At 72.2% G+C, this 14,075-nt stretch carries 14 protein-coding genes; 9 read left to right on the top strand and 5 right to left on the bottom strand.

The features are described from left to right. Nucleotides 1-16: 16 nt before the first annotated feature. Both EKH77_RS25035 and EKH77_RS25030 read right to left on the bottom strand, forming a co-directional pair. Nucleotides 17-520 (bottom strand): indole-3-glycerol phosphate synthase, encoded by a 504-nt coding sequence (locus EKH77_RS25035; protein WP_126916554.1) that lies wholly within the window; start codon nucleotides 518-520, stop codon nucleotides 17-19. Between the two features lie 191 nt (nucleotides 521-711). Further along, a complete protein-coding gene (locus tag EKH77_RS25030; protein WP_126916553.1) occupies nucleotides 712-1,488 on the bottom strand; it encodes a pyrimidine reductase family protein in 777 nt (258 codons plus the stop codon). A gap of 128 nt (nucleotides 1,489-1,616) precedes the next feature. Between EKH77_RS25030 and zapE the strand changes: the two genes are divergently transcribed. Next, nucleotides 1,617-2,693 carry a cell division protein ZapE gene (gene zapE / locus EKH77_RS25025; RefSeq protein ID WP_240667798.1) on the top strand — a complete coding sequence of 359 codons (1,077 nt, stop codon included), beginning with the start codon at nucleotides 1,617-1,619 and terminating at the stop codon, nucleotides 2,691-2,693. A gap of 19 nt (nucleotides 2,694-2,712) precedes the next feature. Beyond that, entirely contained in the window at nucleotides 2,713-3,585 is an 873-nt protein-coding gene (locus tag EKH77_RS25020; protein ID WP_240667513.1) for a polysaccharide deacetylase family protein, read from the top strand. Here EKH77_RS25020 and EKH77_RS25015 read toward each other — a convergent pair. Together EKH77_RS25015 and lpdA are read right to left on the bottom strand one after the other, a co-directional pair. After that, nucleotides 3,582-4,508, bottom strand: coding sequence for a GNAT family N-acetyltransferase (locus EKH77_RS25015; RefSeq protein ID WP_126916551.1), 927 nt, complete (start codon nucleotides 4,506-4,508; stop codon nucleotides 3,582-3,584). The genes EKH77_RS25020 and EKH77_RS25015 overlap by 4 nt on opposite strands. A 242-nt stretch (nucleotides 4,509-4,750) precedes the next feature. After that, nucleotides 4,751-6,169 (bottom strand): dihydrolipoyl dehydrogenase, encoded by a 1,419-nt coding sequence (gene lpdA, locus EKH77_RS25010; protein ID WP_126916550.1) that lies wholly within the window; start codon nucleotides 6,167-6,169, stop codon nucleotides 4,751-4,753. Between the two features lie 97 nt (nucleotides 6,170-6,266). Between lpdA and EKH77_RS25005 the strand changes: the two genes are divergently transcribed. The 6 genes from EKH77_RS25005 to EKH77_RS24980 all read left to right on the top strand — a co-directional run bounded on the left by EKH77_RS25005 (nucleotide 6,267) and on the right by EKH77_RS24980 (nucleotide 11,361). Beyond that, nucleotides 6,267-7,220 (top strand): LysR family transcriptional regulator, encoded by a 954-nt coding sequence (locus EKH77_RS25005; RefSeq protein WP_126918273.1) that lies wholly within the window; start codon nucleotides 6,267-6,269, stop codon nucleotides 7,218-7,220. Next, nucleotides 7,217-7,939 (top strand): peptidyl-tRNA hydrolase, encoded by a 723-nt coding sequence (locus EKH77_RS25000; protein WP_126916549.1) that lies wholly within the window; start codon nucleotides 7,217-7,219, stop codon nucleotides 7,937-7,939. Before EKH77_RS25005 ends, EKH77_RS25000 begins: the two co-directional genes overlap by 4 nt. Nucleotides 7,940-8,272: 333 nt before the next feature. Continuing rightward, the gene (locus tag EKH77_RS24995; RefSeq protein WP_126916548.1) at nucleotides 8,273-8,476 is read left to right on the top strand and encodes a cold-shock protein; all 204 of its coding nucleotides are present in this window, start codon (nucleotides 8,273-8,275) and stop codon (nucleotides 8,474-8,476) included. Between the two features lie 260 nt (nucleotides 8,477-8,736). Then, on the top strand, nucleotides 8,737-9,051 hold the full coding sequence (locus EKH77_RS24990; protein WP_126916547.1) for an SCO5918 family protein: 315 nt from the start codon (nucleotides 8,737-8,739) through the stop codon (nucleotides 9,049-9,051). A 542-nt stretch (nucleotides 9,052-9,593) separates the two neighbouring features. Next, nucleotides 9,594-9,944: a helix-turn-helix domain-containing protein gene (locus EKH77_RS24985; protein ID WP_126916546.1), complete on the top strand. Its 351-nt coding sequence runs from the start codon at nucleotides 9,594-9,596 to the stop codon at nucleotides 9,942-9,944. Nucleotides 9,945-10,104: 160 nt separating this feature from the next. Further along, entirely contained in the window at nucleotides 10,105-11,361 is a 1,257-nt protein-coding gene (locus EKH77_RS24980; RefSeq protein WP_126916545.1) for a hypothetical protein, read from the top strand. A gap of 17 nt (nucleotides 11,362-11,378) precedes the next feature. On the opposite strand, the gene EKH77_RS24975 is transcribed toward EKH77_RS24980, so the two are convergent. Beyond that, a complete protein-coding gene (locus tag EKH77_RS24975; RefSeq protein ID WP_126916544.1) occupies nucleotides 11,379-13,490 on the bottom strand; it encodes a transglycosylase domain-containing protein in 2,112 nt (703 codons plus the stop codon). A 155-nt stretch (nucleotides 13,491-13,645) separates the two neighbouring features. On the opposite strand from EKH77_RS24975, the gene EKH77_RS24970 reads away from it, so the two are divergent. Continuing rightward, nucleotides 13,646-14,050, top strand: coding sequence for a BlaI/MecI/CopY family transcriptional regulator (locus EKH77_RS24970; protein WP_126916543.1), 405 nt, complete (start codon nucleotides 13,646-13,648; stop codon nucleotides 14,048-14,050). Nucleotides 14,051-14,075 lie beyond the last annotated feature (25 nt).

Raw genomic sequence — 14,075 nt, 5'->3', positions numbered from 1 at the left:
GGCCGCGCCCGCCGGTTCAGTCGCGGGTGCCGGCCGCCGCCTCCCCTTCCGCCGCCTCGTCGGCGTGCGCGTAGAGCTTGAGGACGGGCACCCCGACCTTGTGGCGGGCGCGCGAGGCCCAGTCGCGGTGGAAGAACTCCTCGACGAGGTGGGGCGCGGTCAGCACGATCACCTCGTCGGCGTGGGTCTGCTCCACGACGGAGCGCAGGAGGTCCAGCGGGTGGCCGTCGATGAGCTGGCCGACGGCCTCGCAGCCCGCGGCGCGCAGGCTGCGCAGCGAGTGCTCCAGGGCCACCGCGGCGGGCCGCAGCGCCGCCTCGCCCTCGGGCTCGTCGGCCTCGTGGAGCGCCTGCTCCAGCTCGCCGAGGGCCACGTCGTCGATGGCGCGCAGCAGCCGGTCCTCGTCGCCTCTGGGGCGCATGAGGACCACGAAGGACATGCTGTCGTCGTGGAGGGTCGTGACGAAGTCGACATCCGTCGCGGAGAGCGGCTGCTCGATCATCAATACGCTCGTGAACACGGTGGGAGCCCTTCTTCTCCATGGGCCACCGGGCCCCAACAGAAACCATCCTGCGCGGGCTCCCCGGGAACCCGCCTGTTTTGATCCTGTGCCCCCGGGGGAGCGTCTGACTCAATTCTGCCCACCCCGAGTTAAAGCGGAACGATAAATTCCGCCGATTGTCAGACCCGCTGCCGCCGGACCCGCCGCCGTCAGACCCGGCTGTAGCGGGTGAAGAGGAAACCGCCGTCCTCCAGCACCGACCCCAGCGCGAAGCGCTCCGGCACCGCCAGCGGCGGCCCCGCCATGATCCGCGGCGCCGTTCCCGTGGCCACCACCGGCGCCAGCGACAGGCACATCTCGTCCAGCACCCCGGCCGCCGCGAACTGGCCCAGCAGCCGGGGGCCGCCCTCGGTCAGCAGCCGCGTCAGCCCCCGCCCGGCCAGCAGCCCCGGCACCCGCGCCACGTCGACGCCCGGCCCCTCGCCCGCCACCACGAGCACCTCGGCGCCCGCCGCCCGCGCGGCGGCCACCCGCTCCGCCGGGGCGTCCGCCCCGGTCAGCACGATCGTCGGCACCAGCGGCGCGGTGAACAACGGAAGCGAGAAGTCCAGGTCGAGCCCCGCGCTCACGACGGCTATGACCGGCGCGGGCCCCTGGCCGAGCGCCGCCCGCCGCGCCGCGAAGACCTCCCGGGCCCGCGCGGGCCGGTAGCCCTCCTGCCGTACGGTCTCCGCGCCGACCACCACCGCGTCGGCCAGACCCCGCAGCGTGCCGAAGATCCGCATGTCGGCGGCCGAGGACAGCGGCTGCGACCGGCCCTCGTGATGGGCCGCGCCGTCCAGCGAGGAGACCATGTTGGCCCGCAGCCACGCCGTCCCGGCGGGCAGGTCCGCCGGGTACGCGTAGAGGTCGGCGAGCTCGGCCGGCCCCCATTCGCGGTCGTCGAGGTCGGCGGGGCTGAGCGGGGAGGGGAACAGGCGTCGCATAGGCCGCAGTGTGACATGGCTCGCTCCGCGCGGGCGGGCCACCGCACTTTCAGGGGCTACGCTGGACAGCTGTGTCGTCCTCCACCGCATCACCCGCAAGCGCCACGGCCCCCGCGGCCCCCGGTCCGATAGCCGGAGCCGGCGACCCGGCCGGAAGCCCCGTCGCGCTCACCTCGCGCGCCCCGCACGTCCCGGCCGACCGCCTGGTGGCCGAGATGGTGCCGCCGCCGCGCTTCGACGGGGTGCGCTTCGACACCTACATCCCCGACCCGAACCAGCCCAGCCAGACCGAGGCCGTCAAGATCCTCGGCGGCTTCGCGGGCGGGCTCGGCGGCGAGGCCGCCGCTGGCCGCAAGCGCTGGTTCCGGCGCGAGACGAAGCCCGCCGCCCCCGCCGGCCCGCGCGGCGTCTACCTCGACGGCGGCTACGGCGTCGGCAAGACCCACCTGCTGGCCTCCCTCTGGCACGCCACCCCGGCCGCCCCCGAGCGGAAGGCCTTCGGCACGTTCGTGGAGCTGACGAACCTCGTCGGCGCCCTGGGCTTCCAGCAGACCGTCCGCACCCTCAGCGAGCACAAGCTGCTGTGCATCGACGAGTTCGAGCTCGACGACCCGGGCGACACCGTCCTCGTCTCCACCCTGCTCGGCAAGCTCGTCGACGCGGGCGTGGCGCTCGCCGCGACCTCCAACACCCTGCCCGGCAAGCTCGGCGAGGGCCGCTTCGCCGCCGCCGACTTCCTCCGCGAGATCCAGGGCCTCTCCGCCCACTTCCGCCCCCTGCGCATCGACGGCGAGGACTACCGCCACCGCGGCCTGCCGCAGGCCCCCGCCCCGTACGACGACGACACCGTCGAGCGGGTGGCGCACCGCGTCGAGGGCGCCTCCCTGGACGCCTTCCCGGACCTCCTCGACCACCTCTCCAAGGTCCACCCGAGCCGCTACGGCGCCATGTGCGACGGCGTCCGCGCCGTCTGCCTGACCGGCGTCCGGGCCGTGCCGGACCAGTCGACCGCGCTGCGCCTGGTCGTCCTCGCCGACCGGCTCTACGACCGCGAGGTCCCGGTGCTGGCCTCCGGCCGGCCCTTCGACGAGCTGTTCAGCGAGGAGATGCTGAACGGCGGCTACCGGAAGAAGTACTTCCGGGCGATCTCCCGGCTCACGGCGCTGGCGCGCGACGCGAAGTCGCTCGTCGACGCCGGCGAGTGACGGCCGCCGTACCCGGCCCGTGCGCTCCCTGAGCAGATCCCTGGCACCCGCCGCCGCCCTGGCGCTCTGCGCCGGACTGACCGCCTGCGGATCGTCCGGCAAGAGCGGGGACGACAAGCCGCGCGCCGTCGGCCCGGCCCGTACGGCACCGGCGTCGCCCTCCGCCTCCCCTTCCCTATCCGCCGCGCCCACCCTTCCGGCGGGGCCGGGCGGCGCCATGCCCGTCTTCTCGCACGGCGCCCGGGACGGCCGGAAGCGGGTCGCTCTCACCTTCGACGCCGACATGACGTCGGACCAGGGCCCGCGCGCGGCGCGCGGCGAGCGCTTCGACAACCCCGGGCTCATCGCGACGCTCCGGACCCTGAAGGTGCCCGCCACGGTCTTCATGACCGGCAGGTGGGCCGAGCAGTACCCCGACGAGGCCCGCTCCATAGGCGCCGACCCCCTCTTCGAGGTCGCCAACCACTCCTACAGCCACCACGCCTTCACCACCCCCTGCTACGGCCTGCCGACCGTCCCGCGCGGCACCGCCCGCGCGGACGTCGAGCGCGCGTTCGCGGCCTTCCGCACCGCCGGGGTCGAGCACGTCGTCCCGTACTTCCGCTTCCCCGGCGGCTGCCACGACGACGCGACGCTGCGCGAGATGGGCCCGGCGAAGGTCACGGCCGTCCAGTGGGACGTCATCAGCGGCGACGCCTTCGCGAAACAGGCCCAGCCCGTCGCCGCGCAGGTGCTCTCCCAGGTCAAGCCCGGCTCCGTCGTGGTGATGCACTGCACGCGCAGCGCGGCACCGACGACGGAGGACGCGGTGAAGAAGATCGTCCCGGAGCTGCGGGCTCGCGGGTACGAGTTCGTACGGGTCTCGGATCTGGTGGGCTCCGGCCCCTCCTAATCCATCGGCACGAAATCGATCCGCTCCTGCGTCACCGGGTACCCCACCCGAGCGAAGGTCGCCGCCATCGGGGCGTTGCCCATGTCCGTCGCGGCGGCGATCCGCGTGGCGCCCCGCTCCGCCAGGTCGCGCGTGCAGTCGACGAGCAGGTCGTGGGAGTAGCCGCGCCCGCGCCGCTCGGGCACGACGCCGATGTAGCCGACGCAGGGCCCGGCGGGGTTGTGCGCGGGGACGTGGAGGCCGGCGAGGTCGCCGTCCGGGGTGAAGGCGAGGCGCCACCATTCGCGGGGTGAGGGCAGCCAGTGGAGGAGGTCCATCATCTCGTCGGCGGCCGCGTCCAGGCCCGACTCGGCGATGTTGCGGCGGTCGTGGGCGTCCAGCGTGCCGTGCATGGTGCGGCGCACGACGTCGCGGAACACCGCGTCGTCCGGCTCCGGCCGGTACACCAGGCGGCCGGTGCGTTCCGGCAGGGGGCGGGCGGGCGTCCACTCGTAGCGGTACCGCTCGACGAGGAACCGCATCCCCGCCGCCTCGGCCGCCACCCGGCGGGCCTCGACGGCGGCCCGCACGCGCGGCCGGTCGCGCCAGCCGGGCGGGGCGAGCAGGGCGTACTCGGCGCTCAGCGGGGCGGTGCGCAGCAGTTGGGCGGCCGCCTCGCTCTCGCCGTCGGCGAAGTCGAACCAGTCGAGGGCCTTGGGCGCCTCGTCGTCGGGCCCGCCCCACCAGGCGGCGCGCGCGACGACGCGGCCGTCGCGCAGGGCCACCCACGTCCAGTCGGGGCGGTACTCGCCGCCGAGGTGGACGGGGGCGTAGGAGTGGCCGAAGGCGGCCCTGCCGACGAGGGCGGGGGCGAGGGTCGTGTCGAGGGAGGTGAAGAGCGCGGTGTCGTGCTCGGTGAGGGCACGGATGACCAGGGAGGTCATGGGGATCCTTCCGGAAGGAGGCGGTCGCGCTCCCGGTCGGACGAGGTGTCAGACGGAGGACGCCCGGCGGAGGGGGCGGGAGCGCGGGACAGCGGTGACAGTGCTGTCGGTGGTGTCGGTGCGGTGCATCTCGCGGCCCTCCTTTCCGGGTTCTCGGACGTCTGCGGGGACTTTAGGTGCCGTGGGACGCGGTCGTCCAACGGTTTTTCCATCCCCCCGCCCCCGTCCCCCCGCCCCCGTCCCTACGGCTGGTGCAGGCCCCGGCCCGCCAGAGCGAGCATGACCTCGCCGACCGCCTCCGAGAGCGTGGGGTGCGGGTGGATGTGCTGGGCGACGTCGGTGGCGTCCGCGTCCCAGCCGACGACCAGCTGGCTCTCGGCGATCATCTCGGAGACGTGCGGGCCCACGAGGTGGACGCCCAGCACCCGGCCGCCGTCCCCTTCCGCGACGACCTTCACCATGCCGCCCTGGCCGTGCACCATCCCCTTGGCGGTGGCCGTCAGCGGCATGGTGACGGCCCGCACCGCGTGGCCGCGCTCCCGGGCCTGGTCCTCGGTGAGGCCCACGGAGGCGGTCTGCGGGCCGGAGTAGGTGACGCGGGGTACGGCCGCGTAGTCGACGGGCCGGGGTGCGAGGCCCGCCAGGGTCTCGGCGACGAGCAGGCCCTCCGCGAAGGAGGCGTGGGCCAGGCCGAGGGAGGGCGGCGGCAGCAGGTCGCCGACGACGTGGATGCCGGGGACGGCCGTCTCCAGCCGGGACCAGTCGGCCGGGGCGACGAAACCGCGGGCGTCCGTGGCCAGTCCGGCCGCCGCGAGGCCGAGCCCGTCGGTGACGGGTACCCGGCCCACGGCCACCAGCAGCCGTTCCGCGTCCAGGGCGCGGAGCTCGCCGCGTGCGGTGCGGACGACGGCCCGTACTCCCCCGTCGTACGGGCGCGCCTCCTCCAGCCGGGCACCCGTCCGGACGTCGATGCCGCGCTTCTTCAGACCGCGCGTCAGATGGCGGCCGACGTCGGCGTCCTCCAGGGGCAGCAGCCGGTCGGCGGCCTCCACGAGCGTCACCTCGGCGCCCATGGAGCGGTGCAGCGAGGCGTACTCGACGCCGATCGCCCCGCCGCCCAGCACCAGGACCGAGCCCGGCAGCCCGGGGGCGAACAGCGCGTCGTCGCTGGTGACGACCCTGGCGCCGTCCGGCTCCAGCCCCGGGAGCGTCCGGGGCCGCGAGCCGGTGGCCAGGACGATCCCGCGCCGGGCCCGCCACTCGGCGCCCGCCTCGTCGCCGGTGCCGATCCGTACGGCGCGGGGGCCGGTCAGGGCGGCCGAGCCGCGGACGACGCGGACGCCCGCGTGCGTCAGCCGGCCCTCCACCCCGCGGTGGTTGCGGGAGACGATGTCGTCGCGGGTCGCGGTCAGGGCGGACCAGTCGACGGATTCGAGCGTCGCCTTCACGCCCCACCGTTCGCGGGCCTCGGCGATGCCGTCGACGAGTTCCGCGGCGTGCAGCATCGCCTTGCTGGGGATACAGCCCCGGTGGAGACAGGTGCCGCCGACGAGGTCGCGCTCCACGAGGACGACGCCGAGTCCGAGGGCGGCGGCGCGCAGCGCGGTGCTGTAACCGCCGGTGCCGCCTCCGATGACGATGACATCTGTCTCTTCTCGCATGCCCTCACCCTCCGCCGACCAGCCATGATGAGTCCAACGCAAGTTTTCGATGGAATCGATGACGGTTCTTCATGAGCCGGGCGGGGGCACACGGGCGATGAGTCTTCGGCAGATGGAATACCTGGTCGCGGTCGTGGAGGAGCGGTCCTTCAGCCGGGCCGCGCACTCCCTCAACGTCACCCAGTCCGCGCTCTCCCACCAGATCAAGGCGCTGGAGCGGACGGTCGGCGGCCCCCTGCTCGAGCGGCTGCCGCGCGGGGTCGGGCTCACGCCGATGGGCCGTGCCTTCCTGCCGCACGCCGAACTCGCCGTGCGCAGCGCCGGCCGGGCCCGCCGCGCGGCCCGGGCGGCCGCCGGGGCCGAGGGCGGCGAGCTCCACATCGTGACGCTGCACGCGCTGGCCGTCGGCGTTCTGCCACCGGTTTTCGCGCGCTGGCGGGCGGAATTCCCGGGAGTCGCGCTGCGACTCCACGAGTGCGTCACGACGGACGAGCTGCGCGAGCGCATGGAACGTGGCGTCGCCGACCTGGCCGTCGGCCCGCGCCCGCAGGGCTGGCCGGGTCCGGTGGTCTCCCTCGGCGACGAGGAGATCGTCCTGGTCGTCTCCGCCGACGACCCCCTGGCGGGGCGTGCGACGCCGGTGGCGCTGGAGGAACTGGCGGACCGGGCGTGGGTACGGTGCGCGCTGGAGCCGGTGCTGGGCGGGCGGCGGTGGCTGGACGTGGTGTGCGAGGAGCGGGGTTTCGCCCCGGTGACGGCGGTGGAGACGGAGCACTCGTCGACGGCGGTACGGATGGCCGCCGCCGGGCTGGGCATCGTGGCGGCGCCCCGGTACCTGGCCGAAACGACGACCGGCGCGGTGGCGGTGGCCGTGGACCCGCCGTGGCGGCGCGAGCAGACGGTGTTCTCACGGGTGGAACCGACGGGGGTGGCGGCCGCGTTCGTGGCGCGGTGCGCGGGGATCCTGCGCGAAGGGCCCCCGGGCGCGTCCGCACGGATGCCGGACGGGCCACGTGAGGCCTCCGGGGCGGCTGGCAGACTGGGGGCGTGACCAGCAACGACACTGTCCCGTACGACGAGGACCCCCGCGACCGCGCCCCCCAGTTCGTCCTGCCCCTCGTGGTGCGGATCGAGAAGGCCGCGCCCCCGGCGCGCACGGACGCGCTGGAGACGGCGGCGCGGGCGGTGCTGTTCCTGCTGTCGGACGAGCGGGCGGCCGGGGACGGCGAGTGGGCCCGGGCGGTGGCGGACTGGGAGGACGGCCGCATCCGCAAGGTCGTGCGGCGGGCGCGCGGTGCGGAGTGGCGCAAGGCGTCCGCGCTGCCGGGCATGGCGGTCACCGGCGCGACCGCCGAGGTGCGGGTCTTCCCGCCCGTACCGCTCGACGGCTGGCCCAAGGAGCTGGTGAAGCTTCAGGTGTCGGGCACCGACCTGGACGACCCGGAGCCGCCGGCCGCGCCGGACCTCACCCGGCCGGTGCTGTGGATCAACCCCGGGCTGGAGATGTCGGCGGGCAAGGCCATGGCCCAGGCCGGGCACGGCGCGCAGCTCGCGTGGTGGGCCCTGGACGACGCGGCGCGGGACGCGTGGCGCGAGGACGGCTTCGCCCTGTCGGTGCGGACGGCCGACCCGGAGCGCTGGGCGGAGCTGACGGCGAGTGGGCTGCCGGTGGTGAGGGACGCCGGTTTCACGGAGATCGCGCCCGGGCCGACTGTCGCGGTCGAAGGGGGCGAGCGCTACTGCCCGCTCCCGCGCCTACGACTCCCCTAGCCGGGCGCCAGGGCCTCCGGACACCACGCCCGGCACCCCCCGTCGACAGAGGTCACAGGGCCGGGGTGGAAGTACACGGCAGAAAAGTCCGCACCCCCGCGGATCAATATCTGTTCCCGCGACATGAGAAATAAGTGCGGGCCCCGGAGAATATTCCTCGACCCTCGACCGGAGCGGAATTATCGACCGTGCAGGGCCGATCGCGCCGTGCTACTGTCGATCCCAGTTGCAGGTGTGGTTGCCAGAAGGTTCATTTCCGACGGGGTAATCATCACGGCGACATGGAATTCACACAGGGTGAATTCCTGACACCGTCTCCCAAGGAGAAATGACATGGCTACCGGCACCGTGAAGTGGTTCAACGCCGAAAAGGGCTTCGGCTTCATCGAGCAGGACGGCGGCGGCGCCGACGTCTTCGCCCACTACTCGAACATCAGCGCCCAGGGCTTCCGCGAGCTGCAGGAAGGCCAGAAGGTGTCCTTCGACATCGCGCAGGGCCAGAAGGGCCCGACGGCCGAGAACATCGTTCCCGCCTGACACCGGCGCTGACGCATGCTTCGCGAGCCGGGGCCCGCACCGCTGGGGTGCGGGCCCCGGCTCGCCGCTTTTCAGGGCACGCGGCGGGAGAGTTCCACCGCGTCTCCCACCGGTGACGCATTCCTCGCCGCCCCGACTCGGCCAGCTTCACATTCGGCTCGTCCCTCGAAATTCTCCGCGCCGCCCATCTGCCGCGGGAATTCCGTAGTCGCCCGGTCAGCCCGTCGCCCTTCTCCGCCGCTTCTTCGTTGTGAGGCATCATGCGCTGTGTCATCGCCCGGTACCCGTTCGAGCTGACCAAGGACGGGGTGCTCGCCTCGATGAAGGGCGTCGCGCCCGAGGTCGTCACAGGTGAGTCCGTGACCGTCGGCCGCCACCGCTACCCGGTCAAGCAAGTGGGCCAGGTCGTCACCCGACAGGACCGCCGCGACTTCACCAGCGGCGAAGTCGTCCGGGCCATGACCCGCCTCGGCTTCACCTGCCACGAGCACCCCGAGACCACGCCGGTGGGCGGCCCCACTCCGCTCCACACCGCGTCGGCACTACTCGGAGGCATCGTCCCCCCGGAGGTGTGAGGGACGGGCGGGAAACCGCCACCAGAGACCCGGTGAGGGCCCTGCCGACGCGCGTCGGCAGGGCCCTCATCGCCGTTTCGCCGCCGCGGCGACTTGCCCCCATCACCGCAGGCCAAAGGATATCTGTGTGCTACGAGCACAAAAATCTACTCTTGCCAGAGTAGACATTGGCTCCCGGCATGGTTAGCCTTTTCTCGTCGACAAGGTCGAGCGAGACCCGGCAGACATGAACTGGCGGGTAGCAAGTCGTAGTACCGCAGTACCTGTTCATCCAGTGGTTGGTTCGGAGGAAGGACGGAGGAGCAGACGCCATCAGGATCGCCCGGCCCGGGAGGCTCCCGGTCCGGGTACCGCAAGACCCCGATTGGATGGTGGTCCCCGGTCACGCAACCGCGATCCCCGCATCCCTCCCCCTCACGGGCCGGGTAGCGGAAACAGAAGGTCGGCACAGCATGAGGGCCGACAGATGGTGTTGAATTTCCTTCGGGGCCCTGGTGCCGTACGGCACCGGGGCCCCTCGACGCGTTGCACAACGAGGTGACATGACAGCAGACATTCCACTCAGCGATCGCCTGGACGACGATGACTACCCCGCGTACACCATGGGCCGGGCCGCCGAAATGCTCGGCACGACCCCTGCCTTCCTCCGAGCCATCGGCGAGGCTCGTCTGATCACTCCGCTGCGCTCGGAAGGCGGCCATCGCCGGTACTCCCGCTACCAACTGCGGATCGCCGCCCGCGCCCGCGAGCTCGTCGACAGAGGAACCCCGATCGAGGCCGCTTGCCGCATCGTCATCCTTGAGGACCAGCTCGAGGAAGCTCAGCGCATCAACGCCGAGTACCGCCGTGCCGCGAAGAAGGCGTCCGACAGTTCCGGTCCCGGTTCGAGCTGATCACCCGGGCGCGGGCGGCCGGCCCGCACGCTCCCGCACTCACCGGGATCACGCCCGTTTCGCCCGCGGCCGTCGCGGACCATCCCTTGCTACGGACTTGTCACACGCGCCTGTGATACTTGCCGCCTGAACATCTGTACCGGCGCCAGGGAGTACGAGGTTGTCGAAGAGGTCTGTCTACGGTCCGACGGCGCTGGGTTCCATATGCGTGGTGGCGGCGCTGGTCGTCGGGCTGACGCAGGGTGACGGGGGCGAGGGCCGCAAGGGCAACGCCTCGTCGTCCGCCGAGCGGGCCGGCGGGGCGGGCGCGTCCGGCGACGGCAAGAAGCGGGAAGAGGAGCCCTGGGACGGCAAGGTCAAGGTCCTCGGGGACGGCTCGACGTCCTTCACGGGCCCGCAGCCGAAGGTGCCCAAGCCCGAGAAGCTGAAGCCCGGCGAGCAGCCCCCGCAGTTCGTCGTCTTCTCCTGGGACGGCGCCCTGGAGGGCGACGACCACCTGTTCTCCCATTTCCGGGAGGTCGCCAAGGAGAACGACGCGCACATGACGTTCTTCCTGACCGCCATGTATCTGCTGCCGAAATCGAAGGCGACCCTGTACAAGCCGCCGCAGCATAAGCCGGGCGACGCGGCGATATCCTTCGCGACCGACCAGCACATCCGGGACACCCTGAACCAGGTGCGCGGTGCCTGGCTGGACGGCAATGAAATAGGCACCCACTTCAACGGGCATTTCTGCGGCACCAAGGGCGGTGGCGACTGGAGCCCGGCGGAGTGGAAGAGCGAGATCGAGCAGTCGTATTCCTTCGTGGAGAACTGGAAGACGAACACCGGCTACAAGGACCTGCCCCCGCTGCCCTTCGACTACAAGAAGGAGCTGGTGGGCGGCCGCGCCCCCTGCCTGGAGGGCCAGAAGAACCTGCTGACGGCGGCGAAGGACTTCGGCTGGCGCTACGACGCCAGCTCGCCCGGCGACTTCCAGCTGTGGCCGTCCAAGGTGAACGACATCTGGAATTTCCCGCTCCAGCTGCTCCCGTACCCCAAGAGCGACAAACAGGTCCTCTCCATGGACTTCAACTTCCTCTACAACCAGTCCGGCGACAACACCAAGGGCGACCCGGCGAAGTACACGGAGTGGCGGAAGCTGACCCGCGACGGCTATCTGAACGGCTTCAACCGGGTCTACAACGGCAGCCGCGCGCCCCTTTTCATAGGCAACCACTTCGAGGACTGGAACGACGGCATCTATATGAAGGCCGTGGAGGACGTCATGAAGTCGGTGTGCAAGAAGGACGGGGTGCGCTGCGTGTCCTTCAAGCAGCTGGCCGACTGGCTGGACGCCCAGGACCCCAAGGTCCTGGCGAAGCTGCGTGGCCTGGACCCGGCCCAGGCACCGGACTGGAAGACGTTCCTGAAGTAAGCCCCGCAAGGGGCGCGCTAGCGCTTGGCCATGAAGCGCGTCCAGATGTCGCCCGGGTACGCACTCCCCTGGACGGACTTCGCCGTCCCGCCCAGCCCGTCCAGAGGCAGCAGCTCCTGCGACTTGGGGTCGATGCGGGACAGCGAGACGGCCGTCGCCACCGTGCCCCGGTAGCCCGCGAACCACGCGGACTTGTTGTCCGGGCCGGTGCCGGCCGTGGCCGCCGTGCCCGCCCCGGCGGCCTTGGCCGCCGCCCCGCGGCCCTTCTGCACACCGAGGCGCAGAGCATCGTCCACCGCGCCGGCGACGCTCGCGGACAGCGCGCGCACGGCGACGGACTTCTCCACGGGCACGGGGTCGCCGTTGCGGCTGACCTCCGTGACGGAGTACGGCTCGGCGTTCATGCCCTTGGCCGCGAAGGTGGCGTAGGCGGCGGCCATGCGGATGGCGCTGGGCCGGGTGGTGCCGAGGGAGAAGGCGGGCACCTGCGGGCCGAGGCTGTCCTCCAGGATCCCGCACTGGACGGCCGTGCGGCCGACCTTGTCCAGGCCGACGTCCATGCCGAGCTGCATGACCGAGGAGTTGACGGACTGGGCCACCGCGTCCCGCAGCGTGATCTTCCCCCAGGACTTGCCGCCCTCGTTGCGCCCCTTGACGATCTTCCCGGAGCGGTCCCAGTAGGGGCCCTCGGGCGTCCGTATCGCGATCTTGTCGTCGCCGTCGTAGACGGTGGCGGGGGTGACGGGTATGCGGGGGCCGCCGCGCTCGCGCTGGATGCCGTTGGTCAGGGCCGAGGCGTAGACGAACGGGGCGAAGGCCGTGCCCGCCGGGACGACGGTGGAGTTCGCGTCGTTGAAGCCCTGCTTGAGGTAGTCCGGCCCGCCGTAGAGGGCGACGATCCGCCCGTCGGCCATGACGGAGGCGGCGCCGATCCGTACGTCCCGGTCGGCTTCCCGCTTGTCGGGGTCGAGGCCCCGGGTGGCGTCGGTGACGGCCTTGGCCAGGCCGTCGACCTTGGGCTTCTCGAAGGTGGTGTGGATCTGGTAGCCGCCGAGGTCGAAGTCCTTGTCGGAGACGTCGGTGTGGGCGAGGACGTAGGCGTGGGCGGTGTCCACGAGATAGCCGGTCTGCCCGGTGAGCCCGGCCGGCTTGGGCGGGGCCTTGGGCTCGGGGAAGGTCGTGTACGTGGCCCGTTCCTGCGGCGAGAGCTTGCCGATGGTGACCATGCGGTCGAGGATCCACTTCCAGCGCTCCACGGCCCGCTCGTGGTTCTTGGGGCCGAGCGAGGGGTCGTAGAGGCCCGCGCCCTTGAGGAGGGACGCGAGGAAGGCGCCCTCGCTGGGGGTGAGCTCCGAGACGTCCTTGCCGTAGTAGGCGTGGGCGGCGCGCTGGATGCCGTAGCTGCCGCGCCCGTACCAGCTGGTGTTGAGGTAGCCCTGGAGGATGTCCGACTTGCTCATCTTGTTGTCGAGCTTGATGGCGATGAACATCTCGGTGAGCTTGCGCGTGAAGGTCTGCCGCTGGTTGAGGTAGGCGTTCTTCACGTACTGCTGGGTGATGGTGGAGCCGCCCTGGGTGTCCCCGCCGCCGATCATCCTGGTGACGGCACGGGTCATACCGCTGACGGAGACGCCGCTGTCGGTGTAGAAGGTCTCGTTCTCGGCGGCGAGGGCCGCCCAGCGCACCTTCTCGGGGACCTTGTCCAGGGCCGCGTCCTGGCGGTTCACGGGCCCCGTGCGGGCCATCTCGCTGCCGTCGGCCCAGTAGTAGACGTTGTCCTGCTGGGTGGCGAAGGCGTTGAGGTCGGTGGGGATGTCGGTGGTGGCGTAGAGGACCGTCACGGCGGCGGCGAGGGTGCCGAAGAGGCAGCCGAACAGGCCGAGGGTCTGGCGCCACGAGGGTATCCAGCGGCGCGCTCCCGTCCGGCCCGGGCGGGGGTAGGCGGGCCGCAGCCGGGCCAGGCGAGCGCCCAGGGCGCCGAGGAAGCCGAGGGCACCGGTGGCGCCGGTGGCACCCCGGCGGGAGCGGGCCCGCTGCCCTCGACGGCCGCGTACGGAAGCGAGGGGTTTGCGGGCACCCGCCCTGCTGTGCCGTTCACTCACCGCTGTGCCCCACCCTTGCCCGAACATCCGTCTTTGACTCTGCCGCTCGATTACCGGGAGTCTGCCATACCCGGAATCTGAAGATCCGTTAGGTTACGCAGAGTTCGCCGAGTCCTTTACACTCCTGTAGAGGTCATGTGCACAGGTCATGGCGCGGCACAGCGGAAGGAACGTCGGAACAGATGGAAGCAGCCGCAGCCGCACCCGCTGTCGCCGTGCGCCGGGACCGGCGCCGTGCCAGTGGCGCGCTGGAGGGCGAGGTCCTCGCCGCGCTGCAGCGGGCGGGCACCCCGCTGACCCCCCGCGAGGTCCAGGCCACCCTCCCGGGCGAGCTGACCTACAGCACGGTGGTCACGATCCTCTCCCGGCTGCTCGTCAAGGACGTCCTCACCCGCACCCCGCGCGGCCGCGCCTACGCCTACGCGCCCCTCACCGACGAGGCCGGGCTCGCCGCCCGCCGGATGCACAAGGTGCTCGAAGGCCGCCCCGACCGCGAGGTCGTGCTGACCCGCTTCGCCGACGGCCTGGCTCCCGAGGACGCGGAGCTGCTGCGGCAGCTCCTCACCGGCATCCCCCGGCCCCGCTGACCCTCCCCGGAGAGGGCGACCCCGG

The sequence above is a fragment of the Streptomyces luteoverticillatus genome, assembly GCF_003970715.1.
GTDB lineage: Bacteria > Actinomycetota > Actinomycetes > Streptomycetales > Streptomycetaceae > Streptomyces > Streptomyces abikoensis.
The sequence above is the reverse complement of the archived record's forward strand: the minus strand, read 5'-3'. Positions and strand labels throughout refer to the sequence as shown.

Coding starts and splice junctions, on each gene's coding strand:
- EKH77_RS24990 (WP_126916547.1), top strand. CDS start 8,737: ATGCGCTGTGTCATCGCCCGGTACCCGTTCGAGCTGACCAAGGACGGG.
- EKH77_RS25005 (WP_126918273.1), top strand. CDS start 6,267: ATGAGTCTTCGGCAGATGGAATACCTGGTCGCGGTCGTGGAGGAGCGG.
- EKH77_RS24975 (WP_126916544.1), bottom strand. CDS start 13,490: ATGTTCGGGCAAGGGTGGGGCACAGCGGTGAGTGAACGGCACAGCAGG.
- EKH77_RS24985 (WP_126916546.1), top strand. CDS start 9,594: ATGACAGCAGACATTCCACTCAGCGATCGCCTGGACGACGATGACTAC.
- EKH77_RS24970 (WP_126916543.1), top strand. CDS start 13,646: ATGGAAGCAGCCGCAGCCGCACCCGCTGTCGCCGTGCGCCGGGACCGG.
- EKH77_RS25015 (WP_126916551.1), bottom strand. CDS start 4,508: ATGACCTCCCTGGTCATCCGTGCCCTCACCGAGCACGACACCGCGCTC.
- EKH77_RS24995 (WP_126916548.1), top strand. CDS start 8,273: ATGGCTACCGGCACCGTGAAGTGGTTCAACGCCGAAAAGGGCTTCGGC.
- lpdA (WP_126916550.1), bottom strand. CDS start 6,169: ATGCGAGAAGAGACAGATGTCATCGTCATCGGAGGCGGCACCGGCGGT.
- EKH77_RS25030 (WP_126916553.1), bottom strand. CDS start 1,488: ATGCGACGCCTGTTCCCCTCCCCGCTCAGCCCCGCCGACCTCGACGAC.